We start from the raw sequence: 18,726 nt of genomic DNA, 5'->3' as shown, positions 1-18,726 counted from the left end.
CCGGGCGCGCTAGACAGAGAGATCCTGAAGATCCCAGACCGCGTAGAGCGAGCCCTCGCCGATGCGGGCCAGGCGCGCCAGAGTCGCGGCCAGCGCCACCGCATCGCCATCGTCGATGCATTGCACCACGTCGATGGCGATCCGGCTGAGCCCGGTCATGCCGATTTCCCCGGCAATGGCGCCGAGCGCACGCGTGCATTTGCGCATCTGCGCCAGATCGCCCTCGTCGTAGAAGCGATCCGCCTGCCCCAGCCGGCAGGCCAGCTCTTCCATGGCGCGGCACACCATATTCTCGCCGTCACGGGCGCCGAACCGGGCGTAGAGCGCAGCGAGTCGTTCCGGATCGAGCCCCGGCGTCTCGCTCGGGGACAGTATTGCGACCTGTTCCACCACCTCGTCCATCCTCGATCACGTCCCCACAACCTTGTTGAGTAACGCTCCGAAGTTCCCAAAAGGTTAGACCTGCCGCATTTCTTCTCTCGAATTCCACTTGAATACAGCGTATTTCCTTGCCGGATCGTGATGCGAACAGGAGACCGTGATGCAGGCCGCAAGACCGCTTCCGCACTATCTGGTACAGCGTTTTCAGGGCTGGAAGGCCACGAGCTACAGCGAAAACCATGCCTGGTTCAGGCGGCTGGCGTCGGAAGGGCAGCATCCCCGTGCCATGGTGATTTCCTGCTGCGACAGCCGGGTGCATGTGACCTCGATCTTCGGCGCGGATACCGGCGAGTTCTTCATTCACCGCAATATCGCCAACCTGGTGCCGCCCTACGAGCCCGATGGCGATCACCACGGCACCTCGGCGGCGGTGGAATACGCGGTCACCGCGCTGAAGGTCGCGCATATCATCGTGATGGGTCATTCCAGCTGCGGCGGGGTGCAGGGCTGCCTCGACATGTGCTCCGGCAAGGCGCCGGCGCTGGAGGAGAAATCGAGCTTTGTCGGGCGCTGGATGGATATCCTTCGGCCGGGCTATGAGAAGGTCAAGGATCTGCCGGAGGACAAGGTCTCGAAGGCGCTCGAACACCAGGCGGTGCTGACCTCGCTGGGCAATCTGATGAGCTTCCCTTTCGTGCGCGATGCCGTCGAGGCCGAAGAGATGAGCCTGCACGGCGTCTGGCACGAGATCGGCAAGGGCGAACTGGAGGTCTACGACCCCAAGGCCGGCGGCTTCGTCGCGGTCTGAGCGCGCGCGTTCAGCAATCGAGCTCGGCGGTGCAACCGTCGGAATTAAGTCTCAGCGCAGGCCGTCCGAGCCGGGCGCTGAGCGTACCCAGCGGCGTTCCCATGGCCCCGCCGGTGCAGAGCGCGGTGCCGGTTTCGGCGTTCAAGATGACCATGTGGCCCATGCGGAAGGTGAGCGCATAGCCACGCCGCGCCAGCGCGGCGGATAGGCTGGCCCAGCTGGAGGCGGTTTCGAGAATCGGCAGCAAAACCTGACGCAGCAACGCGGCTGTTTCGCAATCGAGCGGGTCGGGAAGCGCGGCAGGACGTAACTGGAGTTGCATATCTCACCTCCTTGACTGGATACAGAGGCAGCCTGCGCCTCAAATTTGACGAAAATTGGGCAGAGCCGCGGTAGTCGATGTTAGCCCTGCTCCGCCAGTCTGTGTGGCATTTTGGAACAGACTGGCGCGACGCGGCTGCCAGGACAGCTTTACGATGCGTCGCTGCGACTTGCGCGCCAGAGAGACGAAAAGCTGAGGCGGGTGACCCGCAGGGCGCGGGCCGGCAAGAGCGAGCGCCGTTTCGCAAAGGCTGACGCCCGGAACTCGGTTCACCCGAAAGTCAGCCGGTCTTGCGCGCCCCACGGCCCAGTGAGAGAGGGAGAGAGAGGCCAGTGAGGCGGGACGCAAGGACCGGCACAGGGTGGCGGCTGCTCGCCTCCAACCGCAGCCGCCTGATTGGGATCAGAGCCCCAGATAGCGCAGGACGCGGTCCACCGTGCCCACAACCGGGCGTTCATGGCGTTCGCAGAGCATCAGGCTGCGGGCGGTGAGGGCGGCGCTGCGGCGGCCGCGGGCGATTTCGATCAGATCGGCGGTCATGTCTGGGCTCCTGGAAAATATCTCGCTGCGCCCTTCTGGACCTCTCGGGGCGCGCCATCCTGCGGCCCATGCAAACGAAATACCCCAGCCCGCGCTCGGCAGCCAGTCGTCCGAGGGGTAGTTCGCCGGCGACAAAGGCGCAGCTCCCCTATCCCTCGGAATAGGTCGTATTTGAAACAAAACGAAAAACGGCGCCCCGAAGGACGCCGTTCCATTCCGTTTCACTGGCGAAAAACCGGGCTCAGCCCTTTTTCAGCACTTTCTGCCCGAGAACCTCGGCGATCTGCACCGCGTTCAGCGCCGCGCCCTTGCGCAGGTTGTCGGAGACACACCACAGGTTCAGACCGTTCTCGATGGTCGAATCCTGGCGAATCCGGCTGACGAAAGTGGCGTAATCGCCGACGCATTCGACCGGGGTCGCGTAGCCGCCGGGCTCGCGCTTGTCGATCACCATGATGCCCGGCGCCTCGCGCAGGATGTCGCGGGCCTCGTCCTCGTCGAGGAAATCCTCGGTCTCGATATTGATCGACTCGGCATGGCCGACAAAGACCGGCACCCGCACGCAGGTCGCGGTGACCTTGATCGAGGGATCGACGATCTTCTTGGTCTCGGCGACCATCTTCCATTCTTCCTTGGTCGAGCCGTCGTCCAAGAAAACGTCGATATGCGGAATGACGTTGAAGGCGATCTGCTTCTGGAATTTCTTCGGCGGCACCTCGGCGACAGGGTTATAGACGGCCTTGGTCTGATCCCAGAGCTCGTCCATGCCCTCCTTGCCGGCGCCCGACACCGATTGATAGGTCGAGACGACAACGCGCTTGATCTTGGCCCGGTCGTGCAGCGGCTTCAGCGCCACCACCATCTGCGCGGTCGAGCAGTTGGGGTTGGCGATGATGTTCTTTTTCGAATAGCCCAGAACCGCGTCGGCATTCACCTCGGGCACGACCAGCGGCACATCGGGGTCGTAGCGGTAGAGCGACGAGTTGTCGATGACCACGCAGCCGGCCGCCGCCGCCTTGGGCGCGTATTTCTTCGTCGGCTCGGAGCCCACCGCGAACAGTGCCATGTCCCAGCCGGTGAAATCGAACGTGTCGAGATCCTGGGTCTTGAGTGTCTTGTCGCCAAAGCTCACCTCGGTGCCAAGCGATTTGCGCGATGCCAGCACCGCGATCTCATCCACCGGAAACTCGCGCTCGGCGAGGATGTTCAGCATTTCTCGGCCCACGTTTCCCGTGGCACCGGCGACAACGACCTTATAGCCCATCTGGGTCTCCTTCGGTTTGCTGTCCCCGCGGGCGCCGGTTTGCGCCGCGTCGGACTGGCGCGCGTCATATCGCATGCCCCCGCACAGTAAAAGGGGGGTTTATTTTTCACCTGGCGCAAGGCATTCTCGAATCGAACCTTGCACCGCCGGCAGGCCCCCCGCAGCAGCGAAACCGTCCTAATTCGCGGCAGGCGGGCGGCGATGCCAAAAATCCCGGCAATTCAAACTGGCTATCGGTGAAAACCCGCCAATTTTCGCAGGTGCAGAAATTCCTTACTTGTCCAACGTTTGTGCAATCGCGTAGAAAACACCTGAATTTGATCACTGGTTAGGCAGATGACTCGCGTTCCGTTTTAGTTCTGGTTCGATGTTCGAGAGCTGCGTGACGTTTTTGGAAATCTCGTTAAGCGAACTGCGTTCGTGGAGGACGGAATATCATGTTCTACAGGTTCGTCAGGTCTTTGACCCGAACGCAGAAGCAGCTTCTTTTCATGTTCATGGATGCCAGCATGATCGGCATCGCGATGATGTCCGCGCTGCTGCTGCACGCCGCCGTGAATACCGATCTTCCGCAGGTCATGCCGCTTTTGCCGCTGATGGCCGTTCTGGTTGCCGCCGGCGGCTATGCGTCCTGGAAGCTCGGCCTGCCGCAAATCAAGCTCAACGCCTATGAAACGCGGGGAATCACCCGCACCGCAGCCTTTGCCGCGGTCTGCGGCCTCGTCGCCCTGACGCTGGACGGGCTGCTGGCGCCGTCGCTTTCGACGGCGGTCTATTTCAATTTCACGCTGCTGCTGCTGGTGCTCTGCGCAAGCTGGCGCATCCTTCTGCGATACGTCACGCTGGAGATCTATCGGCGCGGCCAAACTCGCATGCGCGTCCTGATCTACGGTGCCGGGCAAACGGGTCAGCAGCTTGCCGCCGCGCTGCGCCAGGACAACGCAATCGAGCCGGTGGCCTTTATCGATGACAACCCGACCCTGCAAAGTCAGATGGTGTCAGGGCTTCGGGTCCATGCCCCCTCCGCGATCAAGGACCTCATTGCACGCAAGGGAATCGACCGGGTGGTTCTGGCCATGCCGTCGATCAGCCAGCCGCATCTCGCCCGCATCGCGCACCGGCTACGGGTGATCGGATGCGAGGTGCACGCGCTGCCCTCCTTTGCCGAGCTGGTCGGAGAGGGCGAGCTGCGCAAACGCGTCTCGCCGGTCTCCCTCGACGATCTTCTGGGCCGCAACCGGCTGGAATCGGAACTGCCCGGGGTCAGCCACGCCTATTCCGGGCGCCGCATCCTGATCACCGGCGCCGGCGGCTCGATCGGGTCGGAGCTGTGCCGTCAGCTGATTGCCTGCAAACCCGATTGCGTGGTGCTGGTCGATCATTCCGAGCTCGGACTCTACAATATCGACAAAGAGCTGCGCGACCTCTCCAAAGGCCTCACAATCGTGCCGATCCTCGGCTCGGTTCTCGACGAAAAGCTGATGTCGGAACTCATGGCGGAGCATCACATCGAGGTGGTGCTGCACGCGGCGGCCTACAAGCACCTGCCGCTGGTGGAATGTAATGTACTGTCCGGCCTCAACAACAACGTCATCGGCACGAAAGTTCTGGCAGAAGCGGCGCGCGAGGCGGGCGTTGAACGCTTTATCCTCGTCTCCTCGGACAAGGCGGTGCGGCCGACCAATGTCATGGGCGCCTCCAAACGCCTCGCCGAACTGGTCATCCAGGATCTGGCGACGCGCAGCACCGGCACGCGGTTCACCATGGTCCGCTTCGGCAATGTGCTCGGGTCGTCGGGTTCGGTGATACCGCTTTTCGAAGAACAGATCGCCCGCGGCGGGCCGGTCACCCTGACCGACAAGAAGGTCACGCGCTATTTCATGACTATTTCCGAAGCTGCGCGGCTCGTGCTTCTGGCAGGCTCCTTCGCACGCGGCGGCGATGTCTTCGTGCTCGACATGGGCGATCCTGTCCCGATCGAGAAGCTTGCCCGCCAGATGATCGAAGGCGCCGGCTACAGCGTAAAGAGCCCGGCCAATCCCGAGGGCGATATCGAGATCCAGATCACCGGCTTGCGCAAGGGCGAAAAGCTGCACGAAGAGCTGCTGATCTCCTCCGACATGCTGACCACGCCGCATCACAAAATCCTGCGCGCGCAAGAAAGCTATTTGTCGGAGTTCGAGATTGCCACGGCGCTCAAGGATCTGCGCAACGCGATTTCCCATCTCGACGAAGATCTGGCGCGCGCGATCATCGCACGTTGGGTCGAGCGCGGCGAAAAACTGCCCCAAAGCGAAGAGATGCAAAGCGTCTAAGAAACGCATGCCGCGCTGCCGGGTATGTCAGGAGGCCAGACGGCCTCCTTTTTCATGCCTGCCTTTCAGCGCCCGGGAATGTCGTCGCGCGCCGGGGCCGGTCCCCATTCCTCGATGATCGCCGCCGCGTCCTCGGCGCTTTCGACAAAGCGGAAGAGGTCGAGATCCTCCGGGCTGATCGTGCCCGCATCTTCCAACGCCGCCCAATCGATGATTTTTTCCCAGAAGGCACGGCCGAAGAGCAGGAAGGGCACGCGGTTCATGCGCCCGGTCTGGATCAGCGTCAGCGCCTCGAACAGCTCGTCCAGCGTGCCGAACCCGCCCGGGAAAACGCAGATCGCACGGGCCCGCATCAGGAAATGCATCTTGCGGATCGCGAAATAGTGGAAGTTGAAGCACAGGTCCGGTGTCACGTAGGTGTTGGGCGCCTGCTCGTGCGGCAGCACGATATTGAGCCCGATGGACACGCCACCCGCCTCTTCCGCACCGAGATTCCCCGCCTCCATCACGCCGGGGCCGCCACCGGTGGCAACGACGAATTCGCGATTCCCTGAGGCGACGGATTTCTCGGTCATCCTACGGGCGAAGAGCCGCGCCTCTTCGTAGAAATGCGACAGGTCGGCCAGAGTCTGCGTGCGCGCCTTGTGCTTTTCCGCCGGCGACGGGATGCGCGCGCCGCCGAACAGCACGACGGTGGAATCGATCTGCCGCTCGTCCAGGATCATCTGCGGCTTGAGGAGCTCCAGCTGCAACCGCACCGGGCGCAGCTCGTCACGGCACATGAACGACTCGTCGGCAAAGGCAAGCCGGTAAGAGGGCGCGCGCGTCTGCGGCGTATCGGGAATCTGTTCGGCGGTTTCGCGGTCGCGCCCGGCATCGCGAAAGATAGAATGGCGGTCGTCGTTCATGGCGGCGGTGATCCTTGTGCTGCGCTCCCCCTGACTATAGCGTCCGCCTTCGTCGCGCCAGCAGGGGAGTATGCGAATGGACTGGAAACCCGAGATCGAGACCGCCGCCGCCCGGATCGACGGCCATGCGCAGGTCACCCCGGTGATGACAAGCGCGACGCTCTGGACCGAACCCGTCGCGCTGAAGCTGGAGCAACTACAACATACCGGCAGTTTCAAGGCGCGCGGAGCCTTTAACACGCTGCTCTCTTCAAAGGTGCCCGAGGCGGGTGTGGTCGCGGCCTCCGGCGGCAATCACGGCGCAGCGGTGGCCTATGCGGCGACGCGGCTGGGCCACAAGGCGCAAATCTTCGTGCCGGAGATCGCAGGCCCGGCAAAGATTGCGCTGATCGAGCAGACCGGCGCCGCGCTGACCGTGGTGTCGGGCGAATATGCCAATGCAGCCGAGGCCGCCGAGGCTTATGAGGCCGAGACCGGCGCCATGCAGATCCATCCCTACGACCGGCCCGCGACAGTGGCCGGGCAAGGCACCCTGATGCGCGAATGGGAGGCGCAGGCGCTCGACGCGGATACGGTGCTGATCGCTGTCGGTGGCGGCGGGCTGATCGCCGGTGCGCTGGCCTGGCTACAGGGCGCACGCAAGGTGGTGGGCGTTGAGCCGGAACGCTCGCGGGCGCTGAACGCCGCGCTGGAGGCCGGCGCCCCGGTGGATGTGGAGGTCGCCGGAGTGGCGGCCAATGCGCTGGGGGCCCGGCGGATCGGTTCGATCTGCTTCGATCTCGCACAGCATCATCTCGGCGGCTCCGTTCTGGTCAGCGACGATGCGATCACCGAGGCGCAACACGCGCTCTGGCGGGCGCACCGGCTTCTGGTGGAGCCCTCGGGCGCCTGCGCACTGGCGGCACTGCGCTCCGGCGTCTATGTGCCCGCGCCCGGCGAGCGCGTCGCGGTGCTGCTCTGCGGCGGCAATATCGCGCCCGATCCGCTGGACGAGAGCAGCTAGCGGGAAAGAGCGGTGCGTGGTCAGAACAGGAAATCGCTGGCGCGAAGCGCGTCAGCGTCGACATCCTGCAACACGACCCAGTTGCCCGCACCATCATCGATCACCGCATCGCCTCCGGCATTCCGGAGGTGATTGGCGACCAGATCGTCGAAATCCGCGATGGCAGACACATCGCTCAGGTCGATGACCTCTCCCCATCTGTCGAGCTCGAAATCGGCGATGCGGTCGCGCCCGAACTCACCCGAGAACACAAAGACATCGCGTCCGGCACCGCCTCTGAAAAGGTCGTCGCCACGGCTGTCGCTCAGCGTATCGTTGCCGGCGCCTCCGGCAATGGTATCGTCGCCCCAGGCACCGTGCAGCCTGTTGTGGCCGTCATTGCCCCGGATCACATTGTCGAGCCCATTTCCCATGCCGAACAGATCCGCTCCCCCGATCAGCCGAAGCTCCTCCAGATACTGACTGTGCTGGCGCAGATCGACATCGACAGCCGAAATCACACGGTCGCGCCCCTCGCCGGCACGCTCGACAATGCGGTCGCCGCGATCGTCGAGGAAATAGACATCGTTTCCGACGCCCCCGACCAGCAGATCGGCACCATTGCTATCGCGCAGCGTGTCATCGCCGGCCCCGCCCAGCAGCGTATCGTCGCCCCAGGCACCGTTAAGGATATTGTTTCCGGCATTGCCGGTGATCCTGTTGGCTTGGCCGTTGCCGACACCGTTGATATCGGCCTTGCCCCGCAGCGCCAGCTCCTCCAGGTGCTGGCTGTGCTGGCGCAGCTCGAAGGTGATCTGCGAGAAGACACGGTCATGGCCCTCGTCCTGCGCCTCGGTCACGCGATCGCCGGAATTGTCGACGAAATATGTGTCGTTGCCCCGGCCGCCAAGCATCAGATCGGCCCCGGCATTGTCGCGAAAGCTGTCATGCCCCGCGCCACCGATCAGCGTGTCGTCGCCCCAGGCCCCATTGAGGATGTTATTGCCGGAATTGCCGGTAATCCTGTTGTCCCGACCGTTGCCGGTGCCATTGACATGGGCGCTTCCCTGAAGCGTAAGTTCTTCCAGATGCTGGCTGTGATCGCGCAGCGAAAAGCTGACCCAAGACACCACCCGGTCTTGGCCCTCACCCCGCGCCTCGGTCACGCTGTCGCCCGGATCGTCGATGAAATAGGTATCGTCGCCCGGACCGCCAAGCATCAGATCGGCCCCGGCATTGTCGCGAAAACTGTCATCGCCCGCACCGCCGATCAGCGTGTCGTCGCCCCAGGCACCGTTCAGCCGGTTGCTGCCGGCATTGCCGGAGATCCGGTTGTCCTGACCGTTGCCGGTGCCGTTGATATCGCCATCCCCCCGGAGCGACAGCGTCTCAAGATGCTGGCTGGACTCGCGCAGCGCAAAGCTGACCCAGGAGGAGACCTGATCATACCCCTCGCCAGGATCTTCGGCGATCCGGTCATTGCCGTGATCGACATCGTAGCGATCATTGCCGGCATGGCCCGCCATCTGCGTCGCGATCCCGTCGCGCTGAAAATGATCGTCGCGCGCGGTGCCCTGCGGGCGCGTTTCGGCGATGACATCGCTCAACGCACCGGCCAGATGCCGGCTGAACGCATCCGAGTAATGCAGCCCATCGCTGAACATGCTCGCCTGAGTAAAGCCGACCCGCCGGGCCACATCGTCAGGATCGACGCTGAAAATCAGCGGATCGCTGGCGGCGAGGCGCTGTTGCGCGGCGGTGATCTCGTCCCAGTACTCACGCCCGCTCGCCGACGGTGCCAGAACCGACAATTCCGAGATCGCGATAGGTGCGGTTTCCGCGCCGGTGACCCCAGCCCCAAACTCCGCCGCAAGACCCTGCCGGAACCCGTCGAACAACGCGTTGAAGGCCGCGCCATAACGCCCCGGCTGGGCCGAACCGACGCTGTCGCCCTCGCCCTGAACCCAGATCACACCGTCGAGCCACCCGCCCGGAGCATTGCGAAGCGCCGCACTGGTGCGCTGCAAAAGCGTGTCGGGCAGTTCGCCTGGTGTCGCCCAGTCGGCATTGCCGGACCGGTCGCGCGTCAGCGGCGCGCCGCCCGCATAAACCTCGACCAGGCGATAATTTCCGGCACCATAGCTTTCATCCAGCGCCGCGACGATTTCGTCGGAGAGGCGCGAGGCATTGCTTTGCCCCGCGAGAACAATGATAGGGATCGGCATAACGGACCACCGGGTTGCGATGGCCCGAGTGATGCCGCGCGGAGCCTAAGAAAACCTTAGGCGCGAAAATCGTATTTTCTCATATTTTGCAAATAGTTATCTAAATTTTTAATGCCTGAACCACCTCGCGCATCTGCGCGAGATAGAGCGCACCCAGCGCCGGCCCAGCATGCAAAACGTCGTCCTGTGGCAGGGCGCTGTCGGTCAGCCGCACCGCATCGCGTGTATAGGCCAGCGCGGTCAGAAAGCCCTGCCCGATCGACTCCTCCGGCTGGCGGAACACTGTGACGCCTGACAGGCCGGCAAAGGCGCGCTCATGCGCCGCGATCAGGCTGGAAGCCACGGCGGGGCCGTCGCCATGCCGGGCCACGCGCTTGAAAACAGGGTATTTATTTTCGGTCTCCAGGATCGCCTCGGACGGCAGCGGCTGCGGCACGACGCAGACCGGCACCGCACTCGCCTCGCGCAGCCCGGTCACCAGCCGATGGGTCACGCTCTCACGGATCACGCCCTCCAGCGCTGCCAAATAGGCCGGTTCCGAGATCAGCGGCTGTTTGAGTGGCGCGGCAAAGGGTGTGTCGGCGGCGGCGATCAGCGCCTGCGCCGAGGCCCAACCCGACACGCGGTGCCCCTGAAGCAGCCGCACCGCGCCGAAGGCCGAGACCGTACCGCCGACAAACACCACCGCGTCGACCCCGTCGAGATCGACCTCGGTAGGCGTGCCCAGCGACTCGAGCCGTGTCACCAGATCCGGGTCGCGCGCGCAAAGCCGGCTGCCCTCCAGCGCCGCCTCTCCCTCCGCCAGACCGGGCTTAGCGAACCAGATGACCTCCGGCGCGCCGGGGCCGGCGTCGCGCAGCGCGGCCATCAGCATCGCCACATGCGAATCTCCCACGACGCACAGCTTCATTTCGGGGCCAGCGCCTCCAGCATCGCCTCTTCGCAGATCAGCGCATCCGCCTCGTCCGGGTCGGCACCGCCGCGCGCCGTGGCCATTGCCGGGCGTTCGACAGGCGCCAGTGCCGGATGCGCGCCGAAAAAGGTCGACATGACGACCTGCACGCCGGCTGTCGTGACGTTGCGCAGATTGTCCTGATAGAAGGCGCCGGCATAGGGCGCCCCGGTGATGATCTCGTAGGAGGGGAAATAGTCGATGTCGTCGTCGAGCGCCGCCATCTCGCCCGCCACCGCGCGCAGCACCGATTTCGAATAGGTGGTCGCGCTCAGCACATGCGCGCCGCTCGCCGTGGCCGTAAGCGGCACCGGCGACACGGTGAGCAGGATCTTCAGCCCCGGCGAAAGCTCACGCATCAGCGTGACCGCCGTCGAGAGATCCTCGAAGGTCTCCGCCATGCCGAGATTCAGAAAGGCGTGGCGCGCCGAGTCGAACGCGCCCGCGATCACCCCTGGCGCGGTGGGAAACACCACGCCGGTCTTAATGTCCTGCCAGGTCTCGGTCAGTCCGAGGGTGAAGACGAAGACATCCGCTTCGTCAAAAATCGCCCGCACCCGGCGCAAATGGTCGCGGCGATGCGCGCGCAGCTCGGCCTCCGAGCCAAGCCCCTCCGGTTCGGTATTGGGCCGCAGCCCGTCATAAAAGCGCCCGTCGCGCTGCCAGAGCGCGCAATCGTGCAGCCGGTCGGCCACCGCGTCCTCGAGAAGCTGGCGCAGTTGCCGGGCGGTGTAGACATTGCCGTAGCGCGCCGAGAACAGCCCGTAGCCAAAGCGCTGAACGGTCTCGGCGGGCATGCGCGCGGGGGCGGGTTCGGTATCGACAAGCTCCAGCTCGGAGGCGCGCACATAGCGCCCGATATTCTGCGCGAAACAGCTCCCGGCGGTGGCGATGCGCATGCCGGGGGTGAGGGCGAATTTCGGTTGGTAGAGATCGGAAAGGCGGAAATCGTCCGTCTGCCGGCAGAGTTTCCAGAAAGCGGAGGGGGGTAAATCGGAATAGGGCATCAAGACACTGGCTCACTCGGTTGGCCCGAGCCTAGGGGAAAGCCCGCCGCGCCGCCAGAAAAATGCCCGTACTCAGAGCACTGCGGCGAGAACGACCCAGCCGACCGTCTCGGCACAGAGCTGCACGGCGCCCAGCACGTCGCCGGTCTGCCCGCCGAGCATCCGCCTGGCCTGCCGCGCCACCAGCGCCGCGACAAGCGCCATGGCGAGCAGCGCCATGACCCCCGCGAGACCCAGCACCGCGCAGAGCAGTATCACCAGCGCGACACCGGGCAGCCAGGCGCTGCGGCCCCTCGCCCCGGCGGCGCCGTGGCCGAGCCCGTCGGCGCGGGCAGGCCGCAGCGTGTCGAGCACCACCAGCATCGCCAGCCGGCTCGCCACCGCCACCAGCATCAGCGCGGCGCCGGCTTTCGAGCCCTCCGGCAGCTCCGCCAGCGAGGCGGCACCCAGCCCGACCGCGAGGATCAGCGCCAGCACACCGTAGCTACCGATGCGGCTGTCGCGCATGATCTCCAGCCGCCGCGCCCGGTCGCGCCCGCCCATGCCGTCGGCGAAATCCGCCAGCCCGTCATGGTGCAGCCCGCCGGTCGCCAGCACCATGGCGCCCAGCTCCGCGAACGCCGCCACCAGAGGCGCGGCGCCCAGCACTCCGGCGCCCGCCAGCACGACCCACCCGATTACCGCCACCGGCAGCCCGGCCAGCGGATAGGCCCAGCGCGCGGCGCTCATCTCCGGTGCCGCGCCCTCGAACCGGCCCGCCGGCAGGCGTGTCAGCAACATCAGCGCCAGCCGCGCCTCGGCGCATCGCCGCGCAACGCTCACCCGTCCGACACCCCGGCCTCGGCAAAGGTCGCCATGCCGTTATGACAGGCCAGCGCGCCGCGCAGCACGCCCAGCGCCAGCGCCGCGCCCGAGCCTTCGCCCAGCGCCATGCCGAGATAGAGCAGCGGGCGCTTGCCCATCGCCTCGGTCATGCCCTGATGGCCGGGCTCGGCGCTGGCATGGCCGATCAGGCAGTGATCGAGCAGCGCCGGGCGCGCGCCGTGCAGCGGCGCCACAGAGGCGGTGCAGATGAACCCGTCGAGCAGCACCGGGATACGCGCCAGCCGCGCCGCAAGCACCGCGCCGCAGATCGCCGCCTGTTCGCGCCCGCCCAGTGCCGCAAGCTGCATCATCGGGCTGAGGCTGCCATGCCGCGCCACGCCGCGCGCCACCACCTCGGCCTTGTGCGCAATGGCCGGCGTATCCGATCCGGTGCCACGCCCGACCCAATCCGCCGCAGCACCACCGAACACCGCATGCGCCAGCGCCGCGGCCACGGTGGAATTGCCGATGCCCATTTCGCCGAGGATCAGCACATCCGCCTCCGGGTCGACCGAGGCGGCGCCCTCCTGCATCGCGGCCAGCGTCTCTGCCTCGTCCATCGCGGGGCCTTCGGTGAAATCGCGCGTCGGGCGCTCCAGCTCCAGCGGCACCACCGAAAGCGCCGCACCCGCCAGCGCGCAAAGCTGGTTGATCGCCGCGCCGCCGGCCTGGAAATTCGCCACCATCTGCGCGGTGACTTCCTGCGGGAACGGGTTCACCCCCTGCGCACAGACCCCGTGATTGCCGGCAAAGACCAGCGCCTGAGCATTGGCGATCACCGGCCGTTCGCGCTGCTGCCAGCCCGCGAGAAAGACCGCCAGATCCTCCAGCCGCCCGAGCGAGCCCGGCGGTTTGGTCAGTTGCAGCTGACGTGCCCGCGCCGCCTCGGCGCTGGTCTCGTCGAACTCCGGGAGCACCAGATCCGCCACCGCGTCGAGCCGGTCGAGAGGGAGCCTGTCGGTCATGTCATTTCACCTTTATCGGATGGCCCGCGACGCAGAGCCAGAGCTCGTCGCAGGCCGCGGCGATCTTTTGATTCACCAGCCCCGCCGCGTCGCGATAGGCGCGGGCCAGCGCGTTTTCGGGCACGATCCCGGCACCAACCTCATTGGTCACGAACACCACCGGCGCGCTCAACTCGGGGATCGCCGCCGCCACCGCGTCGCTCGCCGTCTGCCAGTCGTGATCGCCGAGCATCAGGTTGCTGAGCCAGAGCGTCAGGCAATCCACCAGACGCGGCGCGCCGCTGTCGCTGTTGCGCAGCGCGCCGACAAGGTCGAGCGGCTCGGCCAGCGTGTGCCATTCCGGCCCGCGCCGCGCCTGATGCTGCGCGATACGTTCGGCCATCTCGTCGTCATGCGCCTCGGCGGTCGCGATATAGACCGCCGGTTGCCCGAGGCCCAGCGTCATCCGCTCGGCCAGACGACTCTTGCCCGAGCGCACGCCGCCGGTGATGAGGATCGACTTTCCCATGGCGCCGTGACAAAGCAGGTTCCGCGCGATTTGGAAAGACCGGATGACACCTCCCGACCGCAATGAGCTGCTGCTGATCCGCCACGCTCCCGCCGATCATGGCGGACGGCTTTGCGGGCGCCGCGATGTGCCCGGGATTTTGCCCGAAGCGGAGGCGCTGGCGCCGCTGCGCGACTGGCTGGCGGAGTGCCCTGAGGTGGTCACCAGCCCCGCCCTGCGCTGCCGGCAGACCGCCGGGGCGCTGTTTCCGGGCCGCGATCTGCCCGAGGATCCGGCGCTCTGGGAGCAGGATTTCGGCGCGCATGACGGGCTGCGCTTTGACGAAATTCCCGATCTCGGGAGACTTTCCCGCACCGATCTGGCCGATCACCGCCCGCCCGGCGGCGAGAGCTTTGCCGATATGGCCGCGCGGCTGCGCCCGGCCTTTGCGATGCTCTCCGAGCGGGCGCGGCAAGGCGGCCCGCTGGCGGTGGTCGCCCATGCCGGCACCGTGCGCGCGGCGCTGGGGCTGGTGCTGGGAGAGCTGCCGGTGGGGCTCGGCTTCGAAGTGGCGCCGCTCTCTGTGACGCGGCTGCGCTGTTTCGAGGGCGGCGTTTCGGTCGTGGCGACCAACTGGGTGGGGCCGGGCGCATGAGCTTTGCCGGCATGATGGCGCTTGCCTTCCTCATCGACGGCCTGCTGGGCTGGCCCGCCTGGCTCTTTGCCCGGATCGGCCATCCCGTGGTCTGGCTCGGGCGGCTGATCTCGGCGCTTGAGACGCGGCTCAACGGCGGCGCAACGCTGCGCCGCCGGGCGCTGGGGGCGCTGACGGTGCTGATCGTGCTCGCTGCGGCGGTGCTGCCGGCGCTGGCGCTGCACCTCCTGCTTCCGGACGGCTGGCCGGGGCTGTTGCTGGGCGCGGTGCTCGCCTGGCCGCTGATCGCCGTGCGCTCGATGCACGATCATGTGGCGGCGGTCGCAAAGCCGCTGGCGGCGGGCGATCTGGCGGGCGCGCGGCAGGCGGTCTCGATGATCGTGGGGCGCGATCCGCAGCGGCTCGACACCGGCGGCGTCGCCCGCGCGGCGCTGGAGAGCCTTGCCGAGAACAGTTCCGACGGGATCGTCGCGCCGGTGTTCTGGGGGGTGCTGCTCGGCCTGCCGGGGATCGCGGCCTACAAGGCGATCAACACGATGGATTCGATGATCGGCCACCGCAACGCGCGCTACGAAGACTTCGGCAAGGTGGCGGCGCGGCTCGACGATCTGGTCAACCTGATCCCGGCCCGGCTGACCGGGCTGCTGTTTGCGCTGGCCTCCGGACGACCGCGCCCGGCGCTGCGGGTGATGGCGCGGGACGCACGCCATCACCGCTCACCCAATGCCGGCTGGCCCGAGGCGGCGCTGGCCGGGGCGCTGCGCGTGCGGCTTTCCGGCCCGCGCGTCTATGGCGAGACCATCGCCGATGAGCCCTGGGTCAATGAGCCCGCGCCCGATGCAGATGCCGCGGCGCTGGCGCGCGGGCTGCGGCTCTACCGGCGGACCATGGCGCTCTGCGCCGCGCTGCTGCTGGCGCTCGCCGTGCTCTGAGCCCGGCTCAGATCGCCACGCGGTCGGCCAGCCTGTCCTGCACCAGCCCCGCCAGCCGGGCGATATCGGCCTTGACCGGACGGCCACCGGCGCGCGCCTCTGCGAGATCTTCGGCGGCGGCCTGCAACAGGTGATCGCCGGCGCTGTGAGCCACGCCGCTCAGAAAGCGGGTCACGTAGTCGAGCATCCGCCCGTCGCCATCGTCGCTCAGCACATCCGCCGCATGCGCCATGTCGTCGCGATAGGCCAGCGGGTCGGGGCGGATCGGATCGTCGGAGACCATGCGCAGTCCCTTGGGCTGCCGCTCCTCCGGAAGATGCGCGATGATCTCGTTCTGGAACAGCGCCACGCTCTCGACCGGCTTGGCGAGGAACCCGTCCGCCCCGGCGGCAAAGGCCACATCCTCGGCGAAACTGTCGCCGCTGGTGCCGAGCACCACCGAGACCCGCGGCAGCGCCTTGACCAGTTCGGAAATCAGCTCGGCCCCCGAGCCGTCGGGCAGGCCGAGATCGACGATGGCCACCGTCGGGCGATAGACCATCAGGTGCCGGCGCGCCGATTGCAGGCAATCCGCCCGGCGGATCCGCGCACCGCTGCGCAGACACAGGAGGCGCATGGCATCGCAGGCAAAGCGGCTGTCCTCGACCACCAGCACGGTCATGCCCAGCAAGGGGCGTGTGGCGGTCGGGCGCGGCAGCGGGGAAAGTCCATCCGAGTCGGTCATCTTGTCCTCCTTAGGGCTGTCCCCGCATCCTTGCCCGTTGTCCCTAACGAGCGGTTAACGCTCGCAGCATCTTGCGAAGCGCCGCCCCCGCGGGCGATAAGCGGGGGAACCTATGCAAGGGAGAGAGTAATGATCGGCCGCCTGAACCATGTCGCCATCGCCGTGCCCGACCTCGACGCCGCCGCCGCCCAGTACCGCAACACGCTGGGCGCCAAGGTCGGCGCGCCGCAGGACGAGCCCGATCACGGCGTGACCGTGATCTTCATCGAGCTGCCCAACACCAAGATCGAGCTGCTCTATCCGCTGGACGAAAACTCTCCGATTCAGGGCTTTCTCGACAAGAACCCCTCGGGCGGCATCCACCATGTGTGCTACGAGGTCGACGACATCCTCGCCGCGCGCGACCATCTGAAGGAATCCGGCGCCCGGGTGCTGGGCAATGGCGAGCCCAAGATCGGCGCCCATGGCAAGCCGGTGCTGTTCCTGCATCCGAAGGATTTCCAGGGCACGCTGGTGGAACTGGAACAGGTCTGAGCCGGTCTCGGGCCGCAAGGGAGGTAAACCATGGGGATCACATCCGCACTCGTGCTCTTTGCCGTGATCTGGTTCATGACCTTTCTGGTCGTGATCCCGTTCCGGCTGGAAACCCAGGGCGACCGGGGCGATGTTGTCGAGGGCACGCATGCCAGCAGCCCGGAGGTGCATAACCTCAAGCGCAAGGCCTGGATCACCACAGGGATTTCTCTGCTGCTCTGGGCGATCATCGCCGGTATCATCCTTTCCGGCGTGATCTCGGTGCGCGACATCGACGGCTGGATGTTCAATCGGATGGGGCCGCCTTCGGGGCAGTGAGGCGCGGTTTGGGTGACGGTGGGCAGATTGCCCACCCTACGATAGGTCGCGGGATCACCTGTAGGGTGGGCAATATGCCCACCGCTCCACATCCATAATCCGTCTCAGGCCGGAACGCGCCGCGCTTCGAGCCTGTGGAAGAGATGGGTGAAGGTCGCCGCCCCCAGGATCGGCACCAGCAGGTTCACCAGCGGTACGGTGAGCGGCACCGCCATCAGCACCCCCGCCGCCCAGATCGTCACGAAATGGCGCTTGCGCAGCTGCGCGGCGCCTTCGCGCCCGACCCGGCGCATCGCCGCAAGGGTGAAATATTCCCGCCCGAGCAGGAAACCGTTCAGCCCCCAGAAGATGAACGGTGCGAAGGGCGCCAGGAAAACATAGAGGATCAGCGCCAGGATGTTGGCGAGGATCAGCACCCCGAGAAAGCTCAGCGAATCCCGGAAGTTGTCGGCAAGCGACGGCTCCGAGGCCGCGCCGAGCCCGGGATAGTGCCGGTCTTCCACCGCCTGCGCCACATCGTCGAGAAAGATGCCGGTGATCGCCGAAGCCACCGGCACCATCAGGAACACCGACAACAGCAGCATCAGCGGGATCGCCCCCCAGCTGATCGCATCGTCGACCCAGGTGACCGAGCCGATCCAGGGCAGCGATACGCTGTCGCCGAGAAACCAGCCGACGACAGTGACGAAGACGAAATAGAAAGCGACAAAGATCGCCACGGTGATGCCCAGCCCCTTCAGCAGCACCGCCTGAAAACGGCGGTCGCCGAGCTGGCCGATCGCCGCGAGGAAGGAGGCCGGGATCATTCCGACACCCATTCGGTGATCGCCTCGATATCCGGGCGCGGCCGGTCGGGCGGGGTGAGGGTTTCAGTGCCGATATGCATAAAGCCTGCGATGCGCTCATGCGGCGCCAGCCCCAGCTCGCCCTCGACCAGCGCACGGTCTTCGGCCACCCAGCCGGTCAGCCAGTTCGCGCCCCAGCCGCTGGCCAGCGCGGCGTTGAGCAGCGCCAGGCAGACAGCGCCGGCGGAATAGGTCTGTTCGATGGCGGGCACCTTGGGGCTCTCCTTGGGCGATTCCACCACCACCACGCAGAGCGGGCTCTCGGCGAACTGCCGGCGACCCTTTTCGGCCACCTCGGGCGCCGAGCCCAGCACCTCTGCGCGGGCAACGGCGGCATTGGCCAGCCTGTCCAGCGCCGCACGTTCCAGCACGATGAAGCGCCAGGGCTCGAGCTTGCCGTGATCGGGGCTGCGGGCGGCTGCGGTCAGCAGCGGGATGAGCGCCGCGCGACCCGGCGCCGGGCCGGTCAGCGTCTTGGACGGGCGCGAACGCCGGGACAGCAGAAACGCCATCGCGTCTGGGTTTGGGGTGGGCATGGGCGTCTCCTTGGATCGTCTGCCCCTATGTCAGACTTTGTGCCACGGGTTTCAACCGGCTGGTGCGATCGTCGGCGTCAGGAAGGTTTCACAGGCCGCGAGACGCAGGGTTTCGCCGGCGGGGGAGCCTTGTCAGACGCGGTTCACCGGATTACGCATCCT

At 66.3% G+C, this 18,726-nt stretch carries 21 protein-coding genes; 7 read left to right on the top strand and 14 right to left on the bottom strand.

Translation table 11 applies throughout. The features are described from left to right. Positions 1-9: 9 nt before the first annotated feature. Positions 10-402: a hypothetical protein gene (locus I6N89_RS03095; RefSeq protein WP_207016737.1), complete on the bottom strand. Its 393-nt coding sequence runs from the start codon at positions 400-402 to the stop codon at positions 10-12. Positions 403-541: 139 nt separating this feature from the next. On the opposite strand from I6N89_RS03095, the gene I6N89_RS03090 reads away from it, so the two are divergent. Then, a complete protein-coding gene (locus I6N89_RS03090) occupies positions 542-1,189 on the top strand; it encodes a carbonic anhydrase (protein ID WP_207016736.1) in 648 nt (215 codons plus the stop codon). Between the two features lie 10 nt (positions 1,190-1,199). On the opposite strand, the gene I6N89_RS03085 is transcribed toward I6N89_RS03090, so the two are convergent. The 3 genes from I6N89_RS03085 to I6N89_RS03075 all read right to left on the bottom strand — a co-directional run bounded on the left by I6N89_RS03085 (position 1,200) and on the right by I6N89_RS03075 (position 3,315). After that, on the bottom strand, positions 1,200-1,511 hold the full coding sequence (locus I6N89_RS03085; protein WP_207016735.1) for a hypothetical protein: 312 nt from the start codon (positions 1,509-1,511) through the stop codon (positions 1,200-1,202). A 402-nt stretch (positions 1,512-1,913) separates the two neighbouring features. After that, positions 1,914-2,051, bottom strand: coding sequence for a hypothetical protein (locus I6N89_RS03080; RefSeq protein ID WP_207016734.1), 138 nt, complete (start codon positions 2,049-2,051; stop codon positions 1,914-1,916). A gap of 241 nt (positions 2,052-2,292) precedes the next feature. Then, positions 2,293-3,315, bottom strand: coding sequence for an aspartate-semialdehyde dehydrogenase (locus I6N89_RS03075; RefSeq protein WP_207016733.1), 1,023 nt, complete (start codon positions 3,313-3,315; stop codon positions 2,293-2,295). A 437-nt stretch (positions 3,316-3,752) separates the two neighbouring features. Between I6N89_RS03075 and I6N89_RS03070 the strand changes: the two genes are divergently transcribed. Then, positions 3,753-5,630 carry a nucleoside-diphosphate sugar epimerase/dehydratase gene (locus I6N89_RS03070; protein ID WP_207016732.1) on the top strand — a complete coding sequence of 626 codons (1,878 nt, stop codon included), beginning with the start codon at positions 3,753-3,755 and terminating at the stop codon, positions 5,628-5,630. A 65-nt stretch (positions 5,631-5,695) separates the two neighbouring features. Here the strand turns inward: I6N89_RS03070 and I6N89_RS03065 are convergent, their stop codons facing one another. Next, positions 5,696-6,538: an LOG family protein gene (locus I6N89_RS03065; RefSeq protein ID WP_207016731.1), complete on the bottom strand. Its 843-nt coding sequence runs from the start codon at positions 6,536-6,538 to the stop codon at positions 5,696-5,698. A gap of 76 nt (positions 6,539-6,614) precedes the next feature. On the opposite strand from I6N89_RS03065, the gene I6N89_RS03060 reads away from it, so the two are divergent. Next, positions 6,615-7,541: a threonine/serine dehydratase gene (locus tag I6N89_RS03060; RefSeq protein ID WP_207016730.1), complete on the top strand. Its 927-nt coding sequence runs from the start codon at positions 6,615-6,617 to the stop codon at positions 7,539-7,541. A gap of 20 nt (positions 7,542-7,561) precedes the next feature. Here the strand turns inward: I6N89_RS03060 and I6N89_RS03055 are convergent, their stop codons facing one another. The 6 genes from I6N89_RS03055 to cobU all read right to left on the bottom strand — a co-directional run bounded on the left by I6N89_RS03055 (position 7,562) and on the right by cobU (position 14,041). Further along, positions 7,562-9,745: a sialate O-acetylesterase gene (locus I6N89_RS03055; RefSeq protein ID WP_207016729.1), complete on the bottom strand. Its 2,184-nt coding sequence runs from the start codon at positions 9,743-9,745 to the stop codon at positions 7,562-7,564. Between the two features lie 100 nt (positions 9,746-9,845). After that, entirely contained in the window at positions 9,846-10,625 is a 780-nt protein-coding gene (locus I6N89_RS03050) for a hypothetical protein (RefSeq protein ID WP_207016728.1), read from the bottom strand. 26 nt (positions 10,626-10,651) lie between these two features. Further along, positions 10,652-11,704 (bottom strand): GSCFA domain-containing protein, encoded by a 1,053-nt coding sequence (locus I6N89_RS03045; protein WP_207016727.1) that lies wholly within the window; start codon positions 11,702-11,704, stop codon positions 10,652-10,654. Between the two features lie 72 nt (positions 11,705-11,776). Then, entirely contained in the window at positions 11,777-12,526 is a 750-nt protein-coding gene (cobS, locus tag I6N89_RS03040; protein WP_328805834.1) for an adenosylcobinamide-GDP ribazoletransferase, read from the bottom strand. Then, positions 12,523-13,533 carry a nicotinate-nucleotide--dimethylbenzimidazole phosphoribosyltransferase gene (cobT, locus tag I6N89_RS03035; RefSeq protein WP_207016726.1) on the bottom strand — a complete coding sequence of 337 codons (1,011 nt, stop codon included), beginning with the start codon at positions 13,531-13,533 and terminating at the stop codon, positions 12,523-12,525. Before cobT ends, cobS begins: the two co-directional genes overlap by 4 nt. A 1-nt stretch (position 13,534) precedes the next feature. Then, positions 13,535-14,041, bottom strand: coding sequence for a bifunctional adenosylcobinamide kinase/adenosylcobinamide-phosphate guanylyltransferase (gene cobU, locus I6N89_RS03030; protein ID WP_207016725.1), 507 nt, complete (start codon positions 14,039-14,041; stop codon positions 13,535-13,537). Between the two features lie 43 nt (positions 14,042-14,084). Between cobU and I6N89_RS03025 the strand changes: the two genes are divergently transcribed. Then, the gene (locus I6N89_RS03025; RefSeq protein WP_207016724.1) at positions 14,085-14,675 is read left to right on the top strand and encodes a histidine phosphatase family protein; all 591 of its coding nucleotides are present in this window, start codon (positions 14,085-14,087) and stop codon (positions 14,673-14,675) included. Next, positions 14,672-15,607 carry an adenosylcobinamide-phosphate synthase CbiB gene (gene cbiB, locus I6N89_RS03020; protein WP_207016723.1) on the top strand — a complete coding sequence of 312 codons (936 nt, stop codon included), beginning with the start codon at positions 14,672-14,674 and terminating at the stop codon, positions 15,605-15,607. Before I6N89_RS03025 ends, cbiB begins: the two co-directional genes overlap by 4 nt. 7 nt (positions 15,608-15,614) lie before the next feature. Here cbiB and I6N89_RS03015 read toward each other — a convergent pair whose 3' ends face one another. After that, complete coding sequence (locus I6N89_RS03015) at positions 15,615-16,331, bottom strand: response regulator (protein WP_207016722.1); 717 nt, start codon at positions 16,329-16,331, stop codon at positions 15,615-15,617. 129 nt (positions 16,332-16,460) lie between these two features. On the opposite strand from I6N89_RS03015, the gene mce reads away from it, so the two are divergent. Continuing rightward, the gene (gene mce, locus I6N89_RS03010) at positions 16,461-16,865 is read left to right on the top strand and encodes a methylmalonyl-CoA epimerase (RefSeq protein ID WP_207016721.1); all 405 of its coding nucleotides are present in this window, start codon (positions 16,461-16,463) and stop codon (positions 16,863-16,865) included. Between the two features lie 30 nt (positions 16,866-16,895). Further along, the gene (locus tag I6N89_RS03005) at positions 16,896-17,183 is read left to right on the top strand and encodes a DUF1467 family protein (RefSeq protein ID WP_207016720.1); all 288 of its coding nucleotides are present in this window, start codon (positions 16,896-16,898) and stop codon (positions 17,181-17,183) included. A gap of 104 nt (positions 17,184-17,287) precedes the next feature. Here the strand turns inward: I6N89_RS03005 and I6N89_RS03000 are convergent, their stop codons facing one another. After that, a complete protein-coding gene (locus I6N89_RS03000) occupies positions 17,288-17,989 on the bottom strand; it encodes an EI24 domain-containing protein (RefSeq protein WP_207016809.1) in 702 nt (233 codons plus the stop codon). Further along, on the bottom strand, positions 17,986-18,564 hold the full coding sequence (locus tag I6N89_RS02995) for a nitroreductase family protein (RefSeq protein ID WP_207016719.1): 579 nt from the start codon (positions 18,562-18,564) through the stop codon (positions 17,986-17,988). Before I6N89_RS02995 ends, I6N89_RS03000 begins: the two co-directional genes overlap by 4 nt. Positions 18,565-18,726: the final 162 nt, after the last annotated feature.

Source organism: Salipiger abyssi (genome assembly GCF_017311415.1).
In the GTDB taxonomy this organism is placed as follows: domain Bacteria; phylum Pseudomonadota; class Alphaproteobacteria; order Rhodobacterales; family Rhodobacteraceae; genus Salipiger; species Salipiger abyssi_A.
Note: the sequence above shows the minus strand (reverse complement) of the source record. Positions and strands in the feature narration are given on the sequence as shown.